General features: G+C 35.1%; 16 protein-coding genes. 5 read left to right on the top strand and 11 right to left on the bottom strand.

From position 1 onward, the window contains the following. Positions 1 to 890: 890 nt before the first annotated feature. Positions 891 to 1,580: a PEP-CTERM sorting domain-containing protein gene (locus AC3DU7_RS04265; RefSeq protein WP_488038118.1), complete on the top strand. Its 690-nt coding sequence runs from the start codon at positions 891 to 893 to the stop codon at positions 1,578 to 1,580. A 175-nt stretch (positions 1,581 to 1,755) separates the two neighbouring features. Beyond that, a complete protein-coding gene (locus AC3DU7_RS04270) occupies positions 1,756 to 1,938 on the top strand; it encodes a hypothetical protein (protein ID WP_488038119.1) in 183 nt (60 codons plus the stop codon). 329 nt (positions 1,939 to 2,267) lie between these two features. Here AC3DU7_RS04270 and AC3DU7_RS04275 read toward each other — a convergent pair whose 3' ends face one another. The 4 genes from AC3DU7_RS04275 to wecB form a co-directional block, all read right to left on the bottom strand. Further along, positions 2,268 to 3,962, bottom strand: a complete 1,695-nt coding sequence (locus tag AC3DU7_RS04275) for a peroxidase family protein (RefSeq protein WP_488038120.1) — start codon at positions 3,960 to 3,962, stop codon at positions 2,268 to 2,270. A gap of 732 nt (positions 3,963 to 4,694) precedes the next feature. After that, a complete protein-coding gene (locus tag AC3DU7_RS04280; RefSeq protein ID WP_488038121.1) occupies positions 4,695 to 5,342 on the bottom strand; it encodes a PEP-CTERM sorting domain-containing protein in 648 nt (215 codons plus the stop codon). 1,205 nt (positions 5,343 to 6,547) lie between these two features. Further along, positions 6,548 to 7,102, bottom strand: a complete 555-nt coding sequence (locus AC3DU7_RS04285) for a PEP-CTERM sorting domain-containing protein (RefSeq protein WP_488038122.1) — start codon at positions 7,100 to 7,102, stop codon at positions 6,548 to 6,550. A 1,558-nt stretch (positions 7,103 to 8,660) separates the two neighbouring features. Continuing rightward, a complete protein-coding gene (gene wecB, locus AC3DU7_RS04290; RefSeq protein WP_488038123.1) occupies positions 8,661 to 9,773 on the bottom strand; it encodes a non-hydrolyzing UDP-N-acetylglucosamine 2-epimerase in 1,113 nt (370 codons plus the stop codon). A gap of 273 nt (positions 9,774 to 10,046) precedes the next feature. Between wecB and AC3DU7_RS04295 the strand changes: the two genes are divergently transcribed. The 3 genes from AC3DU7_RS04295 to AC3DU7_RS04305 all read left to right on the top strand — a co-directional run bounded on the left by AC3DU7_RS04295 (position 10,047) and on the right by AC3DU7_RS04305 (position 15,559). After that, positions 10,047 to 13,199, top strand: coding sequence for an ATP-binding protein (locus AC3DU7_RS04295; RefSeq protein ID WP_488038132.1), 3,153 nt, complete (start codon positions 10,047 to 10,049; stop codon positions 13,197 to 13,199). 22 nt (positions 13,200 to 13,221) lie between these two features. Beyond that, complete coding sequence (locus AC3DU7_RS04300) at positions 13,222 to 14,769, top strand: diguanylate cyclase domain-containing protein (RefSeq protein WP_488038124.1); 1,548 nt, start codon at positions 13,222 to 13,224, stop codon at positions 14,767 to 14,769. A gap of 172 nt (positions 14,770 to 14,941) precedes the next feature. After that, on the top strand, positions 14,942 to 15,559 hold the full coding sequence (locus tag AC3DU7_RS04305; protein WP_488038125.1) for a pseudouridine synthase: 618 nt from the start codon (positions 14,942 to 14,944) through the stop codon (positions 15,557 to 15,559). A gap of 108 nt (positions 15,560 to 15,667) precedes the next feature. On the opposite strand, the gene AC3DU7_RS04310 is transcribed toward AC3DU7_RS04305, so the two are convergent. The 7 genes from AC3DU7_RS04310 to AC3DU7_RS04340 all read right to left on the bottom strand — a co-directional run. Further along, positions 15,668 to 15,979, bottom strand: a complete 312-nt coding sequence (locus AC3DU7_RS04310; protein WP_488038126.1) for an urease subunit beta — start codon at positions 15,977 to 15,979, stop codon at positions 15,668 to 15,670. A gap of 48 nt (positions 15,980 to 16,027) precedes the next feature. Further along, positions 16,028 to 16,330, bottom strand: a complete 303-nt coding sequence (ureA, locus tag AC3DU7_RS04315; protein ID WP_202221278.1) for an urease subunit gamma — start codon at positions 16,328 to 16,330, stop codon at positions 16,028 to 16,030. Positions 16,331 to 16,502: 172 nt separating this feature from the next. After that, a complete protein-coding gene (gene clpS, locus AC3DU7_RS04320) occupies positions 16,503 to 16,853 on the bottom strand; it encodes an ATP-dependent Clp protease adapter ClpS (protein ID WP_488038133.1) in 351 nt (116 codons plus the stop codon). A 682-nt stretch (positions 16,854 to 17,535) separates the two neighbouring features. Then, positions 17,536 to 19,050: a glycerol kinase GlpK gene (glpK, locus tag AC3DU7_RS04325; RefSeq protein ID WP_488038127.1), complete on the bottom strand. Its 1,515-nt coding sequence runs from the start codon at positions 19,048 to 19,050 to the stop codon at positions 17,536 to 17,538. A 166-nt stretch (positions 19,051 to 19,216) separates the two neighbouring features. After that, positions 19,217 to 19,663 carry a zinc ribbon domain-containing protein gene (locus AC3DU7_RS04330; RefSeq protein WP_488038128.1) on the bottom strand — a complete coding sequence of 149 codons (447 nt, stop codon included), beginning with the start codon at positions 19,661 to 19,663 and terminating at the stop codon, positions 19,217 to 19,219. After that, entirely contained in the window at positions 19,632 to 20,672 is a 1,041-nt protein-coding gene (locus tag AC3DU7_RS04335; RefSeq protein WP_488038129.1) for an RNA-guided endonuclease InsQ/TnpB family protein, read from the bottom strand. The genes AC3DU7_RS04330 and AC3DU7_RS04335 overlap by 32 nt, the downstream gene beginning before the upstream one ends. A gap of 140 nt (positions 20,673 to 20,812) precedes the next feature. Further along, positions 20,813 to 21,703: hypothetical protein (locus AC3DU7_RS04340; RefSeq protein WP_488038130.1), on the bottom strand; the 891-nt coding region annotated here is incomplete at its 5' end.

A 21,703-nucleotide genomic window follows, 5' to 3' on the forward strand; every position in this document is an offset into this window, starting at 1 on the left:
GCTTTTGGGTTGCCCATACTAACTGTAGTCTATCCATGTGAAAAGCGCTATAACATCAGCAAAAGAAAAGAAGTGACAGTCACTGACAAAATTATTTTTTGTAACCTTTGGCCATAAAAATCTATTATCTATTTCCTTTCAGTGTTGGCCTTGATAATATCCAAATCTAAAGCCTAATAATTATTCCCTAATTTCTCTTCAGTAAAAGTTTTTTATCTCCTTTAGATTTGAAAGACTATTGTTTTATTTTTTTAGTCAATTGTTAGAAATTTTCCTCCTGGACTTCTACCTAACTTTTTCTTCTATATTATTTCTATAAACTTTGATTAAATTTTTTTATGTACCACACTTAGTAAACTTATGTAAGTGATTTGGCACACACTTCACAATAACTTGTTTTTTTCGATAAAAACGCACTTTAGCTTACTACAAAATACTTAGTTACATCACTGAGTTGTATAGACTAATTGTTTGAAATTGAACTTAAAATCCATATAAAGTTTTTTTTCCTCATTTTTTATATATATTCAGTAGCTAAAATCAATTAAGTCAATTTATCTACTACTATTGTTTTAGTTGCTAATACGGATTAGTATGTACGAAAAAAGACTATTTACCTGTAAGTATATGGAGTGAAATGGCATTAATTTGAGAGATGAATTTACATTAGAGTTCTTAAAGATTCAGTAAAGTCTCGCAAAAAGGGTTGCAACGTCTAAGCGAAATTAGTTAGTTTATATTCACGAGGGCAAGAGAGATTCATAAAACGCTAACACTACTGAGAGATATCTATCTTCAAGTTAAGTGGTTAACAACAAACATAAGAACTCAAGTATTATCCTCATCGTCACTCAATAAACACATAACTAAATTATTTAGGAGTCTATAAAATGAAAAATCAAATCGTTGCTTCCATCGCTGCTCTTCCTTTCGCTTTAGGTACTGCTTTCGCTGGTGCTGGTGTTGCTAATGCTGCTGCCTTAACTGGAGAATTTCACATAAGTTCCGGTGTTTTAATCCCTGGTGGTGTAAGTAATATCTTCTTAACAGAAGACTCATTAAGTTTTGAACCAATTCCAACTCCAGTTATTGTCGATCCCGATCCAGTCAATGGAGGAAGTTTTAATCAGTTTAACACCGCACTTATCTCTGAAATTATATCCTTTAGCGGTAACAACGCAGACAACCCCTTTTTAGATTTCGGTAACTCACTAATTGCTCCTGGATTTGTAACGACACCAGTTGACGACAGCTTAACAGATGGTGAAAATGTTTTTAATCTGCATGAAGCTAGTTACAGATTATCCCAGACTGGAGCTAACGTATCTGTAGATGTAGACCTATGGGGATACTTTGAGAGTGCAAATGGAGACACAAGTAAAGGTGCAGGTAGCTTGACGTTCCAGATAATTAACGATACAGTTGCTTCAGTTGAGACTCAGCTTGCTAATGGTGATACAATAGGGGATATAACTTTCTCTGGTGGTTTGTTTGCTTCTACTCCTGAACCCGCAACATTATTCGGTCTAGGTGTAGTTACTGCAGGTTTAGTAACTAGCCGTCGCAAGAAAAACTCCTAAGCCAAAGGTTGATTGTTGTCTGCGCGGTCGCTCTGACCTAACTAATAATATCTATGCATATTAGTCAGAACTCAAAGTTAAGAAAAAATAGCGATCGCTTGCTTCCATCTAAATTATTTAAAATCAATCTAAAATACTTAGAATTTTTCATCCACCTTGTTACAAAAAAATATCTGTGAAATCAACTTTTAGAGCGGTTGCTAGTTCCTTAGCGATCGCTTATCATTTTGTAGGAGCGTTGTATCAATGCCGTTGCGAACTGCTCCACAAACAAACCCTGTTGTCGCTTCAGACAAAAATACTTTGCAGGTTCATAAGTCCTATATTAATTAACAGCGATCGCTGGACTTTCTATTAGTTGTGGGTAACTTTATACAGATGACCTCATATCTTAAGAAGCGTTGAATCATCCAAACTACTAGCCAGAATAATTCAGAGCGGTTGCTTATCAGTTGTAGGAACATTATATCCAATGCTACCACTATTTATTAATTTATCTCCGGTAGCATCAGTATTGTAAGCGTAAAGGAAAAGAAGAAGTAGTGCGACCCGTGGCAAGGGAATGAAGAAAGAGGGAAAAAGTAGCAAGGCTTGAGAGCAAGAAAAAAACTTAAAAAATATTCTTCTTGGATTTACACAAACAATACCAAAGGACAAAATCTCAACAGCAACCGTCGAATTATCTCTTTATCTCTTAGCTGTTGGTAACATCTTCCATAGACGACCAATCATCAAAAAACTAGCTAGAATCATTAAAGAAGTAGGTCCACCATCGTTAATATTAGGGATAGAAGTAGTAGAAGTGCTAACAAAGAACACATTATCAGAAATATTTTCAATTCCAGTGTTGGCTTTAATAATATCCGACAACTGAAGAACACCTAACCAATCAGAAACCAAACCATCATCGCCTAACTCCCACTCAGCAAAGTGAGTATCATTTTCATACCAGAAGCGATCGCCATCTCGCAATCTTTCAAACTGGTCTTCTAAAATTGCTTCATTCAACTCCCCAATACTAGCATTTTCTAAATTATCCTCCGCCAACATTCCCACCCATAGGTCAATTTCGTCAACATCACTGTAAACTGCCTCTAGTGCAGCCACCAATTCTGGGTCAGATGAAATGTCACTAAAATTCTCTTTTCTAGGTAAACCCAATGCTTCCCTAACATCATTATAACTGGCCAAACCATGATCGCGCCCGCGCTGAATATTCAGAGCTGGCAAATCTGTTCCATTTACCACTGGCCCTTCACTAGGAGGACCAAATAATTGATTCCGCAAATCATCAATTACTTTCGCATCTCTTTCCTGCTGCACTTGAGAAGCTAAACCACGCAATATAGGATCTATCCCTCCTTTGATCGTAATAGCGTCTGGTCGGAAGAAAACTTCAGATAAGCTTTGTGGGCCAAATTCTGTAGAGCTACCATCTTCGTTTAAATGTTGTAGAGTAGGACTAACTAGAGTGTGCCCCAAACGAAAACCTGCAGTGGAAAATTCTGTACTGATATTAGGATTAACAGTTGAATCATAACCACCATAAGGATCGAGAGTCACGCCCAAAGCAGGCAAGAATTCGTCATAAGTAATTTTCTGGATTTGGGCACCTACTATTTTACGCGCCCGTTGATAAATCTCCTCATCCCGAGCAATGGGGTCTAGGGGTAAGTCTGTATGAGTAGCCTCAATAATTTCAGCGATCCGGTTATGCTCCCGTACAAAGAGAGTGTGTATTGAGGCTAAAGCTGAGTTTTCATTTGCTCGTACATCCCCTGCCACAAAAGTGCTTGGACCTATTCTTCCATCCATCGCCATATGAGGTGCATCTGGATCGTTTCCTTGAGTTGGCATTAAATCTCCTGTGGAGTGAGTAGTCACATTCAATTTTCCACCGCTAAAGCTCCGTAACCAGTCAGCGCGGTCTTGGTCGCTACCATATACATTGCTGCCATCTATCCAAGCTGTAATTTCGTTAAATTGCTGGCGGGGGTTTGTGGGGTCAGTGCCAGTATTTTCGTCAAAGAGCGATCTAGTAACAGGAATAAATGAATCTGGTGCGAAAATAGGGTCGTCGTTAGGAATAGCAATGCCAATAGTTTCTCCTGTATCCCTTGACTGTAGCTCACTTAAAGTGACATCATGGTCAAGAAATTGTCCCCATAACCATGTATAATCACTTAAATTTCGGGAGTCTAGAATAGATTCTGATTGGTTAAATACAGTGTTACTAATAATTCTAGCATTCGGACCGTCAACTAATTGGTCTATGCCATCTCCATAATTTGCTGGTGCTAAACGAAGCAAATTTTCACCAGTTTCACCATATTGGGGATTATCTAAGTTATTGTTACTACCGTCAAATGTACGAAAGTTCATAGTTTCTACCTACTTTTTTTTCAACTACATCCTTAGACTTTTTAGCCTTCCCAAGCTGATACGGTTTTTCCGAGCATCTAGATCAAAATCCGCTGAATTACTTATATCAGGTTTTTCCGATCGCTTTCAATCGATTCATGGGAAGTTGGCCTTGTCGATCGCAGCCTAAGCTAAATGTAATATATAGTTATCTAGACTTTTTGTATATGTGGTGATGAGGTCACGGGGTTATGGGGTTATGGGGTCATAACAAGTAGAGGTGTAAGGTAGTAGGGGCTTCATTAGTTGATAATGGATAATTACCTCTGGTTAAAACCGTTACGGAATTGAATATAAGGAAATCTGATTTCTTTGAGTAAGGATAGACTCCCGATCGACTGTACTATAGACAAAAAAATATAAGGGTGAAAAATATAGTATGACTTTCACCCCTGTAGTTTTTTCATTTTTCTGTAGTAGATGAGTGTTAGCTAATACCCTGTATTCTGAATATCTTCTGCCTAGTGCCGCTACGCGGAAGTTAAGAGTGAGTGTGTAATTATGAGGTGATCTGAGAATGTAAGACACACTCAAGACAGTCAATCATTTTTGATTTATAATTGTTTTAGGATTTTTCAACTGGCCATTTATTTTCGTCATCCTGCACTAGATACTGGATAGAAATTCAAATTTGTAAGTCAATATTGACTTGTTTATTATAGAGTCAAATTTAATGACTAAGTTTTAATAACTTCAGTGACTAGCTGTTTTTTTCTTCAGACCGAAAGCGGAAGCAGCAGCTACCAAACTTAAACCTAATATTGTTGCTGGTTCAGAAACTGTTACATCGTTTCCTATGCCTCCTGTGCCGTCTGTTCCAAATACTACACCAGAAAAACTAGCTTGGAATATTTCGTCACCTGCAAAACTATTTTCATCTAATTGACCAATTACTTGGAAAGTGATACTACCCATAGCATTAGTCATATCTCCATCATTTAAAAAGAATCCACTGAATCCTAAATTGATATCAGTTGTTCCAAATTGAGGAGTGAAGGTGAAATCATTAAATGATGTTAGATTTAAAGTAGTTCCATCGCTCAATTCTATAAACTTTACAGGTGCCATGACAGTATCCAGACCATCAAGAGCTGCAAGACCAGAAGAAATATCAAAAATCTTGGCATCTGAGTCTACACCTGCGAAATCACCATTTTGAAGTGATAGAACAATTTCATCATCAGCGAAGTCTAACATATTTTCATCAAATGATATCGTATTACCAGCACCATCAAAACTGAAATTTCCGGATAAAACTGCAGCGTTAGCAGTTCCAGCGTTGAATACAGTAGCTACTGCTAAAGGAGCAGAAACGAGAGTTGCAATCATTATATTCTTCATGTTTAATACCTCTGTGTGTTGTATCTATTGTTAGTTTATTTAGGATTTCTTACAAATGCCATCGGCTAATTTACCGATATCAAATTATAAGCTTTTTGTGCGATCATGAGTGGCATTTGTTCCTGTCCGTAAATCAATATAGCAGCTCTATGAAAACACTGCTACTATTTTTTTGTTTATCGGCAAAAATACTACATTTGTCTTGATTTTTAAGGTTTTTTAAAAGGATAACCTATCAGTTATTTTTTTTAAATTTAATCAATTATTCCTTTAACGCATAGCTTTGTCATCAATTTTCATTTTTTTTAGTCTATTTTTATTTTATTTAAAATTAATAATAATTAGTTTTCCGGAATTTAATATATGTTTTTGGAGTGATACAAATTTGCTAAAAATATTCCAATACTTTCAGTGTTTTGGCGTGTTTTGAGAAAAATATATTATTTTTCCGTAAATTAAGATATCTCTATTGATAGCTAATATCTAATAGCTAGTTAATACGATGTTTTACTTATTTTTAATAAATCAATAATTTTTTTCTGATGATGAGTTTATTGAATGTAGGGTATATTACAGTGACTTTCACATAAGTAGATCGCATAGTCAAAAGCAACATCTTTGTAGGGAAGTTCTATGGAATATCTTTAGCTGTGATATACTCAAATAAAAACTGTTGTCAATTCTATCTATTAGACATCTCCAAAAATCAAAAATAAAATCAATTCTTATCCATAAATTATCAATTATTCTTCCCTGTTCCCTGTTCCCTGTTCCCTCTTTTCTGGAGATGTCTATTGTTTATAGGAATTACGAACCTCAATGTATTTCCGTCATTGCAACTGATAAGGTTTGCGGAGCATTCCGGGACGGAAAGCAATCTCAAGTCCTAGTTTTTCTTACCTCATACATAAGTCCTGGTTTAGAAACATGAAAATTGACTATCTTAGTTCAACCGAACAAAAGATGCTTGCAGAACAACCATACCCAAACAAAAAAAATATAAGGGCGAAAAATCACTCGATTTTTTCACCCCCGTGGTTTTTTCATTTTTCTGTAGTAGATGAATGTTAGCTAATACCCTGTACTTTGAATATCTTCTGCCTAGATATCAGATAGAAATTCAAATTTGTATGTCAATTATGTCAATATTGACTGGTCAATTATAAAGTTAAACTTGATGAGTAAGCTTTAATAAATTCAGCGACTTAGCTATTCTTCTTTTTCAAACCGAAAGCAGAAGCAGCAGCTACCACACCTAAACCTAATATTGTTGCTGGTTCAGGAACTTTTTCTAAAGTTACTGACCAAGAAGAACCTGTTGGACCAGAAGCTGGCATCATTTGACTGCTGAAATCACCTGCGACTTTGTGAGTTTTCCCCATGTCATCTGTGATGGTTCCCTTCAAGTTATACATGACGAAATCACCAAGTGTACCTGCAAGAGTTACAGAATCAAGGTCAAAAACGGAAGGAGCTTGATCATCAAAAGTGAAAAAAGAAGCAACCGGACCTCCAGGAACAGCTAACGGACCCAGATCAACTGTACCAAGATCGCCCACCAAGGAGCTGAAAACTCCTGTTCCAAAGTACTCAATATCACTATGGGAAAACTCAATGGTATCAGCATCTCCGATAAAACCTCTTTCATTAGATATATTCAGAGTACTGTTAAATGCTTGAGCTTCAGTAACTATGCCAAAAGCAACACAGCTTGTTCCGATAGTAGCTAATGCAACGTTCTTAATGGACTTAGCGATCATTTTGTTATTCCTTGTTTGTGTTTGATAGTTGACGTCAGTATTTTCTCTGATAATAACAGTTTTATCTATACAAATTAACCAGATTAAACTGTTTTCTCACTAATCTTTGTGTTGTAGATACTTCGATTTAGAAATCTGGATTTATTTCTCTTATTTCGTATCTATAAAATAACTATAACAACTGCGCAAAAACACTGCTAGTGTTTTTGCGTATATTCATCAAAACTTCATAAAATACTAGGTTTTTATAGGGTGTTAAGAGTTTTTTTTTGAAATTTCTGTAAAGTGACTATTTTTGTTCCTGATAGTCAATATACTGCTAGTAATATATAGATTGCGTCAATAAAAGTATATTACAAATCTATTATTCTTTTTGAATGTAATAAATAATTATTTTTTTTTCCGGATAATGAGGATATTTTTAGAATAATATAAATTCGATCAAAATATTAGAGAATTATCAGTATTTTAACTAATTTTTATAAAAAAATATATTTTTTCCGGATAGTAAAAATATCTCTAGAACAATATAAATTTATCACAATAAAATCGGCTATCAATAATTTTTTTTGCCAAATTTTAGGAAAATCATAAAAACTTTCCGGATGATGAATCTATTCCTAGAATAATGAATGCTATTTTCCAAATTTTTGGTTATTAATAAATCTTTAATGTTATATTCTGGAAAATTTTAGTCAGATTTTCCGGATGATGAATTTATCCGTAGAATTATATAGATTATTTCCCAAACCTTTGGTTATACAGCTTCTTATTTGGGTTTTGCAGACAATATATAGAAGGTGTGCAGTGCTATGTCCATCAATTACTATTGGTAGATATGAGGAAATTTTCGGAATACTCCACAAAAGTTCCACTGGCAATGAAATATGTAAAAAATAAAAAATAATTAATGAATGAGTTTTTCCTTGATCATGCTTCGTAAATATGTTGCGTATTTATCAAGTGAGGAAGTAGGGCAGATGGGGAGTGTGGAGATTCGTATATTTGCATAATTTTTTGTATTTCATATAACGTTTCTCAGCCTAATAGACATCTCCAAAAATCAAAAATAAAATCAATTCTTATCCATAAATTATCAATTATTCTTCCCTGTTCCCAGCTCCGGTGTTCCCAGCTCCGGTGTTCCCTCTTTTCTGGAGATGTCTAATGAGATATACCTATCTTTAGTTTGTCTTCTGTTCCCAGAACTGTTGCTCCCTCTCTTAGTTAGCATTCCCTTACCTATTACGCTAACGTGGGGTATATTCCCTTGCGTATTATGCCGATGTTGGGTAACACTGCTGTTGTATAAAATAAACAAATGTGCATACCTCAAATTCAATACACCAGAGCAGATTTTTCCTCAAAATTGATGCGCGAAAAGACTTGACTACCATAATTATATAGATCTCAAACTAGTTCTATCGAAATATCAGTAGTCCTGCATCGTAATGGTGAGGATACATATTTTTTAATTTCTCCCACTCTCTCCATCCCTCCACTCTCCCAATGCTTCCTTGCTATCACCACCGAAATATCTAACCGAAGCAAAAATAGCTTAACCAAAATAATTTTTCACAATCTTCATAATTCTTTCTGAGGCATAACCATCACCGAAAGGATTAATTGCCATTGCCATTTTTTCATACTTAGCAGTATCACTCAACAATTCCGCAGTAGCAGCCATAATATTAGTTGAATCAGTACCTACAAGTTTAGCAGTTCCTGCCATAATTGCTTCCGGTCTTTCTGTTGTTTCTCGTAATACTAAAACAGGTTTTCCTAAGCTCGGAGCTTCTTCTTGTAAACCACCAGAATCAGTTAATACTAAATAACAGTTATGAATTGCTCCTACTAATTCACTGTAATCAAAAGGTTCTTCTAAAAATACTCTGGAATGACTTTCTAAAATAGCTTTTAAAGGTTCTCTAACTGTAGGGTTTTTATGAAGAGGTAAAACTAAAGCTGTGTCAGGAAATTTTTCTAAAATTTTGATGAATCCTTGAGCAATTGCTGTCAAAGGTTTTCCCCAATTTTCGCGTCGATGAACAGTTGCTAATATTACTCTGTATTTGCTCCAATTTAAACCAGAAATATCACATTGAGGTTGAGTTTTTGCTACTTTTAATAAAGCATCAATTACCGTATTTCCTGTTTTATAAATTTCCCCTAATATTCCAGATTTGTGCAAGTTTTCTACAGCTAAATTAGTAGGAGCAAAATGTAATTGAGCTATCTGAGAAATTAAACGGCGGTTTGCTTCTTCAGGATAGGGATTCAATAGATCGTTAGTTCGTAAACCTGCTTCGATGTGACCAACAGGAATTTTTTGATAAAATGCAGCTAGGGCAGCCGCAAAAGCAGTGCTAGTATCTCCCTGGACTAATACTAATTGAGGCTGTAACTTTAGAAATAACGCTTCTAATCCTTGCAAACTTCGACACATGATATCTGTTAATGTTTGCCGAGTTTGCATAATTGCTAAATCCCGATCGGGGCTAATTTCAAATAATTTCATTACCTGTGTTACCATTTCTCGATGTTGTCCAGTTAAAATTACCTGGGTTTTAAAATCTGGAGAACTTTGAAAAAGTTGGATAACTGGTGCTAATTTTATAGCTTCGGGGCGAGTGCCTAAAGTAATTGCTACTTTGATTGGAGTATTAAGCATTTTGACTTAGTTTTAGATTTTTTTCTAGACAATCATCAAAATTATATAGTTTTTCTTGGTTGACTGAAGTACATTCATTAATTGATAATTGATAATTAATAATTATTAATTACAAATCAATACTTTTTACTTTTAACTTCCGCATAGCGAAACTAGAAAGTTCTATTTGCAATTGCGGCTTAGGATTTGATTAAATAATAGTAGTTAGTATATCAGGAGGGGTATTATATGTCAGAGGTATTTCTCATAACTATGAGTTCGAGTATCTTTCTAATGTTATTTCATTTAACATCCGATTTATTGATAGCATTGGCCTATTATTTTATCGCACTAATACTTACTTACTGTTTGATTAAACGACCAAGTATGCCGTTCAATTTAACTTTTTGGATGTTTGCAGTTTTGATGATTTTTAGTGGTATTTCTTACAGTCAAAAAATTTGGACTCTACGGTATCCTCATCATGGTCTATTAGGATTAGTTAAAGCTTCTACAGTAATAGTTGGTATTGTCACAGTAATATTTCTAATTCGTCTAGCTCGGAAGCTTTTAACAATACCTGATTTCATACAATTAGAAGTAACTAATGAGGAATTAGAAAAGCAAATTAGAGAACGTATTTTAGCTGAAGAAAAAATTAATATGTTGAATGCTAGTTTGGAAGCTAGAGTAAATAAGCGGACAGCAGATTTAAAAGATTTAAATCAGAAGTTGGAAAATGAAATACATGAACGCATAGCATTTTCTGAAGCTCTAAAAAATTCTGAGGCTCGTTTAGCAGGTATTTTAGATATGGCAGAAGATGCAATTATTTCAGTAGATAGAAATAGAATTATTCAAATGTTTAACCAAGGAGCAGAAAAAATATTTGGTTATACAAATCAGGAAGCTGTAGGGCGATCGCTGAGTAAATTAATTGTTTGGCAAGAGTCAAAATTCAACAACTCTCTAGAAGTAAAACATCATCAAACAAAACATAGACTAGCTGTAGTTATTGCCAGGCGAAAAGATGATACAGAATTTCCAGCAGAGGCATCAATTTCACAATTAGAATTAAAAGATGAAACTGTATTTACGATAATTTTGCGGGATATTAGCGAACAGCAAGCTGCACTTTACGAACGCAAACAAGCAGAACAAAAATTAGCTATTCAAGCTTCAGCAGCAGCAGCATTAGCAAAATTAGGTCAGCGTGCTTTACAAAATATTTCTTTATGTCAGCTAATGTCAGAAGCAGTTTCCCTAGTTTGTCAGACTCTAAAACTAGACCATTGTCAAATTTGGGAATATTCATCAGATACTCAAACTTGGCAAATGAAAGCTAGTGTGAATAAAGCAAAAACTTTGATAAGTCAACCAGTAGCTACGAAGGCTTTTGATTCTATTATTACTCACACTTTAGCTGCGGAAAAACCAGTTATTATTGAAGACCTCAAAACTAAAATTTCAGAGTATCCAGACTTCAAAGACTTGTTAAACCAAGGCATTGTCAGTGGTATCAGTTTAATAATTCCGGGAAATCATCAATCAGTAGGAATATTAGCAGCTTATGCTAATCAGAAACATACTTTTACTCTTGACGATCTTCACTTTTTACAGTCAGTGACGAATATTCTCGCTAGTGCAATTGAACAAAATTTAACTCACTTAGCGCTACAACAACAATTGCAACGTAGTCTTCTATTAAGACAAATTACTCAAGATATTCGTCAAAGTTTAGATGCACAGAGAATATTTGATACTACTGCAAAACAAATATGCCAAGCTTTTCTAGTCAATCGTTGCATCATTCATTCCTATAAACCAGGGGCAGTATTAAAAGTGCCATTTGTAGCCGAGTATTTAGAAGAAGGGTATCAATCAATTATGGATTTAGAAATGCCGGTAGTAGATAATCCATACATAGGAAAGCTTCTAGAACAAGATAGAGCGATCGCCTCTGATAATGTTTATACGGAACCCCTGTTACAAACAAATGTTTCGGTATCAATATGTATTTCCATAGGATTAAAATCTATGTTAATGGTTCGCACCTCTTATCAAGGTGAACCCAATGGGATTATTTGCTTGCATCAATGCGATCGTTACCGTACTTGGACAAAAGATGAAATTAAACTACTAGAAGATGTTGCCCAACAAGTGGGAATTGCCCTCGCCCATGCTAATTTATTGGAGCAAGAAACTAGCCAACGTCAACAACTTGCTGAACAAAATATTGCTCTTCAACAAGCAAGACAAGCAGCAGAAGTGGCGAATAAAGCTAAGAGTGAATTTTTGGCTACTATCAGTCATGAAATTCGGACTCCAATGAATGGAATAATTGGGATGACTTCTTTGTTATTTGATAGTGACTTAAATTCAGAACAGCAAGAATATTTGAATGATGTCCATGATTGTAGTATTTCTTTACTAGGAATTATTAATGATATTCTTGACTTTTCTAAAATAGAGTCTAATAAAATAGATTTAGAGGAAAGACCTTTTAATTTAGGATTATGTATAGAAAAGTGTATTGACTTATTAGCTATTAAGGCAGTAAACAAAAATATTGAATTAGCTTATTTACTTAAAGATGATACTCCTAGTATAGTTTCAGGAGATGAAATGAGAGTACGTCAAATACTAGTTAACCTTCTCTCTAATGCAATTAAATTCACACAAAAAGGAGAAGTCTTAGTTAATGTTTCAGCTCATAAAATAACAGATTCAGAAAAAATCAATAATCAACAAAATATAGATAATAATTTGTATGAAATAAAAATCTCTGTTAAAGATACTGGAATTGGGATTCCCCGAGACAAAATGCACAAATTATTTCAACCATTTAGTCAGGTAGATAGTTCCACAACTAGAGAATACGGAGGAACAGGATTAGGATTAGTTATCAGTAAACGCCTCTGCGAGATGATGGGTGGTAAAATGTGGGTTGAAAGTCAAGAAGGAATAGGATCTACCTTCTATTTTACCTTAATTGTAAAAGTTGATGAGAATGTGAAAAGTCAACTGAGTTTTATACCAAAATTACGTAAAAAACGATTATTAATTGTAGATGATAATTCTTCTTGCTTACAAATTTTAACTAAGCAGTTAAATCAGTGGGGAATTTTAGCTCATGGTGTAGTATCAGGTATCGAAGCAATAGAGGTTCTTCAACATAAAAATGTTAACCAAAATCAAATATTTGACCTAATAATTATTGATATGCAGATGCCAGACATGGATGGAGTGGTAACTGCTACTGCTATTAGGGAAATACCTAAATATCAATCTTTACCATTAGTTATGTTAACTCCTATTGGTAAATCTCCAGACAAAAATCTACTCCACGAACTAAATTTTGCAGCTTTATTAAATAAACCAATTAAACAATCACAACTGCAAGATATATTGGAAGAAATATTTAGTCAAATTACAATTAACTCTTAAGTACTTTTTTAATAATATTTTTATGACTTCAAATCAGTCACAGAATAATTCTACTGTAATTATGATAGTCGATGATGAAGAATCTACTCGTTATTTACTTAATCAGGCATTACACCAAGAAGGGTATCAAATAATAGAAGCAAAAGATGGTAAACAATGCTTAGAAATGTGTAGTAATCAAATACCAGACCTAATTATACTAGATGCAATAATGCCAGAAATGAATGGCTTTACCTGCTGTATAAGATTACAAGAACTTTTTAGTAAGGATTTATCAAATAATTTTTCCCTAGATACAGAACTAGATAGCAACCCTTTACTCTATCGGACTCCAGTATTAATAATTACTACTTTTGAAGATCAAGAATCTATCGATCTTGCCTTTACTGTTGGTGCGGTAGATTATATTACTAAACCGATTCAATTAGTAGTTTTACGTCAGCGAGTCCGTCGAATTTTGCAAATTAATCAACTTGTTAAGGAGTTAAGAAAACAAACAGAAAGATCCCAATTAATGACCTTTATTCAAGAACGAATACGTCAGTCATTAAACCTGAATGATATTCTCAAAAATACAGTAGATGAAGTCAGAAAATTTCTCAAAGCTGACAGGGTATTGATATATAAATTTCATTCAGATGGAACTGGCCAAGTCTTAATGGAATCTATTGCTCCTGGTCTGCAATCGGTTCTAGAAAATATTAGTATAAATTCATATTCTAGCAACGATAATCTACAGCCAACACATCTTACTAAAAATATATCTATTGCCGATTTAATTCCATATCATATTGAATTTCTGACTCGGTTTCAAGTAAAATCTAATTTAGTAGTACCAATATCAAAAAACAGTCAAGAACAATTGTCTAATACAGATTTTTGTGACTATTCTAGAGAAGAATTATGGGGATTATTAATTGCTCACCATTGTTCAAAATCAAGAAGATGGCAAGCTTCAGAAGTTGAATTTATTGAACATTTAGCTAGACAATTAGCGATCGCCTTACAACAGTCAGAATTATATCAACAACTAGAAACTGCTAATGAAAAGTTATTTCAGTTTGCTACTCTAGATAGTTTAACTAAGATTGCTAACCGTCGTATATTTGACGAATATATTGACAGGGAATGGCGACGTATGGCAAGAGAAAAAGCTCCAATATCTTTGATTTTCTGTGATGTTGACTATTTCAAACTTTATAATGATACTTATGGTCATCCAGCAGGGGATAAGTGTCTGCAAGAAGTTGCTAATGCGATCAAAGCAGAAGTAAAACGACCTGGAGATTTAGTAGCACGTTACGGTGGCGAGGAATTTGTAGTTGTATTACCTCGAACAGATGGTAAAGGTGGATATTATGTGGCCGAATCGATCCGTAAGCGAGTTATGGGTTTGAATTTGGTTAATAGTGCTTCTAAAGTATCGCCATTTGTGAGCTTGAGTCTTGGTGTAGCTAGCACTATTCCTTTACCAGGGTCTTCCTTAGAACAGTTGATTAAAACGGCAGATGAAGCTCTCTATCAAGCTAAAAAAGAAGGACGAAATCTTACAATTATGAGAATTTTTTAAACTGCTTTGAAGAAGGAAGAAGAAAAAACTTTGCTTTCGTTACTTGATATAATTTTACTAATAGACATCTCCAATAATAAAAAATCAAATCAATTATGGTACATAAATTGTCAATTATTTCCCCCTACTCCCTACTCCCTACTCCCTACTCCCTCTTTTCTGGAGATGTCTAATGAATTACAGATATATTTTATTTAATAAACCCTACAATGTTTTAAGTCAATTCACTGATAACACTGATGATTCTAACCAACGTCAAACCCTTAAAGATTATATTCCTGTATCTTCAGTTTATCCTGTGGGTAGATTAGACCGAGATAGTGAAGGAGTTTTACTACTAACAAATCATGGACAGCTCCAACACCGACTAACTGACCCTAAATTTGCTCATCCTCGTACTTATTGGGTACAAGTGGAACGAATACCAGATGATGCAGCATTAAGAAAACTACAACAAGGTGTAACGATCAAAAATTATCAGACTCGACCTGCAAAAGTAAAATTGTTATCTGTAGAGCCAAAATTTCCACCCCGCGATCCACCAATTAGATTTCGGAAAACTGTGCCTACTGCTTGGTTAGAAATTACTCTCACAGAAGGTCGAAACCGTCAAGTACGAAGAATGACAGCAGCAGTGGGTTTTCCAACGCTAAGGTTAGTTAGAGTAGCGATCGCCGGTCTGCCCATAAATGAACTTCAACCTGGTGAGTGGCGAGACCTCAATCAAACTGAAATTGAATCTCTTAAGCAGATGGTTTTTTATAGTACTGGACTGTTTCATCTTAAATAGTGCAATAGATTTTTATTTCTAGGTGTCTTTATCTCCCCTACTCCCCTACTCCCCTACTCCCCTACTCCCCTACTCCCCCACTCCCTACTCCCTCTTTTCCAGAGAGGTCTAATTGTCTAACTTACCATTAATTCTGCCATTAAAACCATAAACTTCTCGCTTTCCAACAAAGGGTACTAAAATTACTTCTCGTTCATCTCCTGGTTCAAATCTAATAGCAGTACCTGCGGGAATATCTAAACGCATTCCTTTGGCGAGTTCGCGGTCAAAACTCAAAGCATCATTTGCTTCATAAAAGTGGAAATGGGAACCAACTTGAATTGGGCGATCGCCTGTATTAGCTACTAATAATTTTACTGTGGGGCGACCTGCATTTAATTCAATTTCTCCCTCTTGAATGATCGTTTCACCTGGAATCATAATAGTTATTTTTTTCCTATTTATTCTGTATTTCAAAAATTGTAGTTTTCAACGAATGGGGTTATGTACAGTTACCAATTTTGTACCATCAGGAAAAGTTCCTTCTACTTGAACTTCTTGTACCATTTCTGGGATACCTTCCATGACATCATTTCTTGTTAATAAAGTTGTACCAAAACTCATTAATTCAGACACAGTTTTACCTTCTCTTGCACCTTCTAAAATAGCTGCGGAAATATAGGCAACTGCTTCAGGATAATTCAATTTTAAGCCTTTTTCTTTACGACGTTCTGCTAATAAAGCAGCAGTAAAAATTAATAGTTTATCTTTTTCTTGGGGTGTTAACTGCATAATATTTTTTTATAGTTATCTCAGGAAGAATTTTATCATGTGTATAGCAGAAGGAAGAAGAGAGAAGGAAGAAGGAAGAAGGAAGAAGGAAAATTTGGCATTGTCTAAGTTTTATGGTGGTTTTCACAAAGGTAGACTTGCATTGCTTCTGCCCTCTGCCCTCTGCCTTCGTTCATGCTTTTTCCAATGGTGCCATTGTTAACCCTGCCCGACTCAACTGCTGATGATACAATTCTGCCTGTTCTAGAGGGCCAACCCAAACTGTGGCTTGACCTTCGTTGTGAACCTGGTGAGTTAACTCCCAAGCGAGGTCGCTTGTCATACCTGGAATATATTTTTGCAAACATTCAGCAACGTGCTTAAATGTATTGAAATCATCATTTAAAACAATAACTTTGTAGTTGGGATATGGTTTGTTAACAACTTGACTAGACTGTCTAGGAGCCACAACTGTAGAGGAACTACCTCCTACTCCCACTGTTATATTGTCTGCAATTCCGATGATGGAAATTCCAAGATCCATGTTACTATTCTCCTGTATATCCATACCATTATATTGGGATTGTTTATCAATAATTGTAACTGCTTGAGGAATTATCATAACTATAAAGAAGAACATATTTAGATTTTATGTTTTCTTTGTATTCATCAATAGGCATCTCCAGAAAATAGGTAGTAGGCAGTAGGTAGTAAGGAACTCACCCCTAACCCCTCCCAGGAGGGGAAATAATTGATGATTTATGTGTGATAATTGATTTTATTTTTGATTTTTGGAGATATCTAATTAAGGTATGAAAGTAGGTTTATAGGGAATAGGAAATAGGGAACAGGGAACAGTTAATATTAACAAGTAGTTCAAACCATCCAAAAGACAAAATCCAAAATATAAAATTATCAAATCATACCCAGAATCAGCAACGCCTATTTTTTATTATCAGATATATCTGTCTAATACCAATTCCCATACATTAATGTTATACTTCATGAATACTTCAGTTATTAAGTAATAATAATAGTTAAGTAATGTTTGTCACGATTATTAGTATTAAGCCAAGATATCTTATGTCTTTTAATCTTACTATCTACTGCATACTCTCAAGGAGACGTAGCAAGAATTTTGGGATTTTGTATAATATCAAACCCGCTTAAGAAGTGGCGTGTCAAAGACTATCCATAAGCAATTTCCCTTCTGCTTTCTTCCTTCTTCAATCAATCCAATTTTTTGCCCTACTAACAGCTTTTTGCCAAACCATAAAATTTTTTTGTACTTTTGCAGTATTTTCACTGGGTTCAAACACCTGCCCAACTCTACTATTATTCACTAATTTGTGATAGTTATCCCATAAACCTACTGTCAAACCAGCAGCAAAAGCAGCTCCTTGAGCAGTAGCATCAATAAAGGCAGGTCGCTCCACAGGAATACCCAACAAGTCTGCCTGAAATTGCATTAAAAAATTATTTTGCGAACCTCCACCATCAACTTTTAAATTAGTCATTAGAATTCCGCTATCTTTATTCAGAGCATCCACAACTTCTTTAACTTGAAAAGCAATTGATTCCAAAACTGCTCTAACCATGTTTTCCCGCTTCACACCTCCAGTAATTCCGAGAAAAGCACCGCGAGCATTCATATCCCAGTGGGGGGCACCGAGACCACTTAAAGCAGGTACAAAATAAACACCGTTAGTATCTTCCACTTCCATTGCCAGATGTTCAGTTTCTGCTGCGGAGTCTATGAGTTTCAACCCATCCCGTAACCACTGAATACAAGCTCCTGTGGTAAACATTGCCCCCTCTAGAGCGTAAGATGTTTTCAAATTACCGTTTATTTGTTGAGTCCATCCAATAGTTGATAATAGTTGATTTTGAGATTTAGTAAGACTATCTCCAGTATTAGCAATCAAAAAACTACCTGTACCATAAGTACATTTTAACATTCCGGGGCGATCGCAACCATGAGCAAATAAGGCGGCTTGTTGGTCTCCTAAAATTGTAGCTATGGGAATTGATACTCCTAATAAGTCTGCTTTTGTTTTGCCGAATATGCTGAAACTTGGTTTGATTTCCGGCATTATTTCTCTAGGTATTTGAAACAAGTCTAATAATTCTCTATCCCAATTTAGGGATTCAATATTCATTAACATTGTGCGACTGGCGTTACTATGGTCAGTGGCGTGAATTTGCCCACCAGTTAGTTTCCACAAAATCCAAGTATCGATAGTACCTGCCAATACGTTATTGAGGTTAATATTGGGTTGTTCTCGCTTTACCCACTCCAGCATCCAGGATAGTTTTGTCGCTGAGAAGTAAGCATCTAAAACTAATCCGGTACAGTTTTGAATTTTTTCTGCTTTGCCTTTTGCTGCTAATTCTCGAATCATAGGTGCAGTGCGACGGTCTTGCCAAACTATTGCTTTGTGCAGGGGTTTACCTGTGGTTTTATCCCATAGGAGACAGGTTTCTCGTTGTACTGTTAAACCGATAGCTTCTACATTTGAGGGGGAAATATTAGTATTTCGGAATACTTGTTCGATCATGGCATAAGTGTCTTCCCATATTTCTTCTGGGTCGTGTTCTAACCAACCGGGATGAGGGTAATATTGAGTAAGTTCTTTGTAAGCTTGACCGATACTAGCGCCTTGAGAATTGAATAATATTGCTCGGTTGCCTGTTGTACCCAGGTCAAGAGCTAGGATATATTTTTCGGTTTCTGTAGTCATAAAAAATGATTTTTTTTTAGCGGTCAGCGGTCAGCAGTCAGCAGTCAGCAATAAAAGTTTATAAGGGGATTTAAACCAGAGCTGCTAAAAGCTAATAGCTAGTTAACCGCAATAGTAATAGTCGGTTCGGGATTTTTTTTGTCTACCATGATTGCTACTATTTTGACTAGAGATTTTGACATACTCCCGACGTTGCACTTACAAAGGCATCGCGGGATTCTTCAGTCTGGTTCGCCCTGACCGCAGTTTTTACAGAAGTGACGTCCTCCTCCTGTGTTGATAGCAATCCTATTTTTTGTATTAGGAGTGCTGAGTTATAATCACGGTCTAATTCTTGACCACAATTACTACAAGAATGCCAGCGCTCAGATAAGCTTTTAGAAACTTTTCTCAAGCACTCCCAACAATATTGAGACGTACCTTTTGGGTCTACTTTGATAACTCGTTTACCCAGTTTCCAAGCCACATACTCTAAAATTTGGATGAATTGACCAAAAGCTGCATCTTGTAAAGACTTATTCAGTCCTGACTTTGCAGATTGGCCGTTTGGTAAGAACTGACCATTATGTCCTAATTTTGCTTTACAACGTCGGACTAAATTTGATATCTGCAAGTCTTCGCGCGAAAATCACACTAATATCTGAAAACAGATGGTAAGCTAGTTTGAATTGCCAGTCCAGTCGTTGTCTAGCTATTAATTGATGAAGTTTTGCTACTTTACGTTTGAGAATTTTCCAAGATTTTGAATGTTTCTGTTTCTTAGCCAATCTCACCTGTAGTTTAGACAAGCGATGCTCACAGAGCCTGAAAAATTTAGGAACTTCTATAAATTCTCCATCAGATGTAACAGCATAGTGCAACAATCCTAGATCGATACCTTTGGAGTTTTCTAAGGTGGGTTGAATTTCTACGACCTCTACAGGTACAGTCTTATCTTCTATAGTTAAGCTGATATAGTATCCATCAACTTCACGAATTACTGTTCCTGTCTTAACCTTGAATCCTTCTGGTATTGGGCGATTGTATACAAAAGGGACTAAACCTATCTTTGGCAGATTTAGACAAAAACGCCCGTTAGCATTTTTGGCAAGATTTGCATTTGATAGTTGAGGATAACTAAAAGAGTTATAGTAATGCCTGCCTTTAAATTTAGGTCTACCACTGGTTTTACCATTTTTGTCAGGCTTGGTAAAGTTATCCATTGTTGCTTGTACACGTTGGACAACATCTTGCAGCACTTGAGAGTGCATAGACTTGTATTCAGGAAATAGTTTTTTAGCTTGTGCTAAACCTGCTAGTTGAACAGTCTCCCAAACAACATATCCATTGATTATATTGGGATGCTTATCTCCTTTCCTTGTTACTGGATTGCCATTACTATCTTTCTTTCTGCCGTTTCGTGTTTGTATCCTGAACTCTGGGATATTTTGATAAATTCTTTCTACTGGTACTACTGAAACATTCAAAGGACAAGAATTTACTGGTGTGCGCGTCGCTTCAAACCAATTCAACCGTTCAGCTAAACGGTAATTGTATTGCTTCCTAGCCATTTCTAACCAATTAGCAATAATAACCGCTTGACTTTTATGGGGTTTTAGCTTGTACTTGTATTTCAATAGCATAGAGAATCGACCTTATTTCTATACATTTGTTATTATAATGACTGTATATATAACCGTCAACTTTAGCATAAATACTTTTGCTCCTAATATATTCCCTATCTACCTATTCCCTGTTCCCTAAAAGCAATATTTTTTTGGCTTTATTCAAAATTGAGATGCACCTGTCTATATAATCTGACGTTTTGAATTGTGGTTTCTAGAAAGTATTTTTTTTCTAAATATTGATTGAGATGACTTCTATATTCCGGACTAATATTATCTTTTTCTGCTAGTAATATATAACTGGGATTTTTCGCCATGATTTTATCTAATTCTTGTAGAGCACCCGTAGGTAAAATTTGAGCCATGGCTGTTAAATGACTAGAAAAAGCATATTTTGTGGGAATTTTTGTGGGAACTAGGTAATAAATTATCGGTTCATAATTGACAACATATATATAATCTGTCGGTCTAATTCTCTGCTGTAAATATTTAGCAATTAAAGCTTCTCTGTCATCCCATGTATCTATTTTTTTTATATATCGATAATGGATAAATTCTAGATTTTTACTTAATTTGTTATAAGCTGCTTGGGTAAAAGGATATATTAAGATTAGAGATAGAAATATATTTGGCAAGGCAGAAGGGAAGTCAAGAGAAATTTTTTGAAAATTTCTCATAATGGTTTTTTTCTGTTGATTTCCTTCTTCATATAAATTCCGGTCTTGAGATTTTTGCTGAGGTAAATGAACAGATTTAATAATTACATAGCTACTAATTAGACATAAAGGAGGTAATAATTGCAAAAAGTAATGATTATAAAATCGCTTTGATAATAAAACTGCTAAAAAAGCACAACTAAACCATAAAAATAAATAGATTAAATTTCGTTCTTGTTTTAATTTACCTCTAGCAAAGACAAACAAATAAACCGGACTCCAAAACAAACATAACCACAATAAAATATTTCCTAATACCTGTTTCCTGAGTCTACTGAAAAGGTCTGACAAAGAAAAATTGACCATTGCTACATATTTACTATTAGCAGTGAG

This window comes from Okeania sp. (assembly GCF_983059655.1).

Coding starts and splice junctions, on each gene's coding strand:
- AC3DU7_RS04265 (WP_488038118.1), top strand. CDS start 891: ATGAAAAATCAAATCGTTGCTTCCATCGCTGCTCTTCCTTTCGCTTTA.
- AC3DU7_RS04275 (WP_488038120.1), bottom strand. CDS start 3,962: ATGAACTTTCGTACATTTGACGGTAGTAACAATAACTTAGATAATCCC.
- AC3DU7_RS04280 (WP_488038121.1), bottom strand. CDS start 5,342: ATGAAGAATATAATGATTGCAACTCTCGTTTCTGCTCCTTTAGCAGTA.
- AC3DU7_RS04285 (WP_488038122.1), bottom strand. CDS start 7,102: ATGATCGCTAAGTCCATTAAGAACGTTGCATTAGCTACTATCGGAACA.
- wecB (WP_488038123.1), bottom strand. CDS start 9,773: ATGCTTAATACTCCAATCAAAGTAGCAATTACTTTAGGCACTCGCCCC.
- AC3DU7_RS04295 (WP_488038132.1), top strand. CDS start 10,047: ATGTTATTTCATTTAACATCCGATTTATTGATAGCATTGGCCTATTAT.
- AC3DU7_RS04300 (WP_488038124.1), top strand. CDS start 13,222: ATGACTTCAAATCAGTCACAGAATAATTCTACTGTAATTATGATAGTC.
- AC3DU7_RS04305 (WP_488038125.1), top strand. CDS start 14,942: ATGAATTACAGATATATTTTATTTAATAAACCCTACAATGTTTTAAGT.
- AC3DU7_RS04310 (WP_488038126.1), bottom strand. CDS start 15,979: ATGATTCCAGGTGAAACGATCATTCAAGAGGGAGAAATTGAATTAAAT.
- ureA (WP_202221278.1), bottom strand. CDS start 16,330: ATGCAGTTAACACCCCAAGAAAAAGATAAACTATTAATTTTTACTGCT.
- clpS (WP_488038133.1), bottom strand. CDS start 16,853: ATGGATCTTGGAATTTCCATCATCGGAATTGCAGACAATATAACAGTG.
- glpK (WP_488038127.1), bottom strand. CDS start 19,050: ATGACTACAGAAACCGAAAAATATATCCTAGCTCTTGACCTGGGTACA.
- AC3DU7_RS04335 (WP_488038129.1), bottom strand. CDS start 20,672: ATGCTATTGAAATACAAGTACAAGCTAAAACCCCATAAAAGTCAAGCG.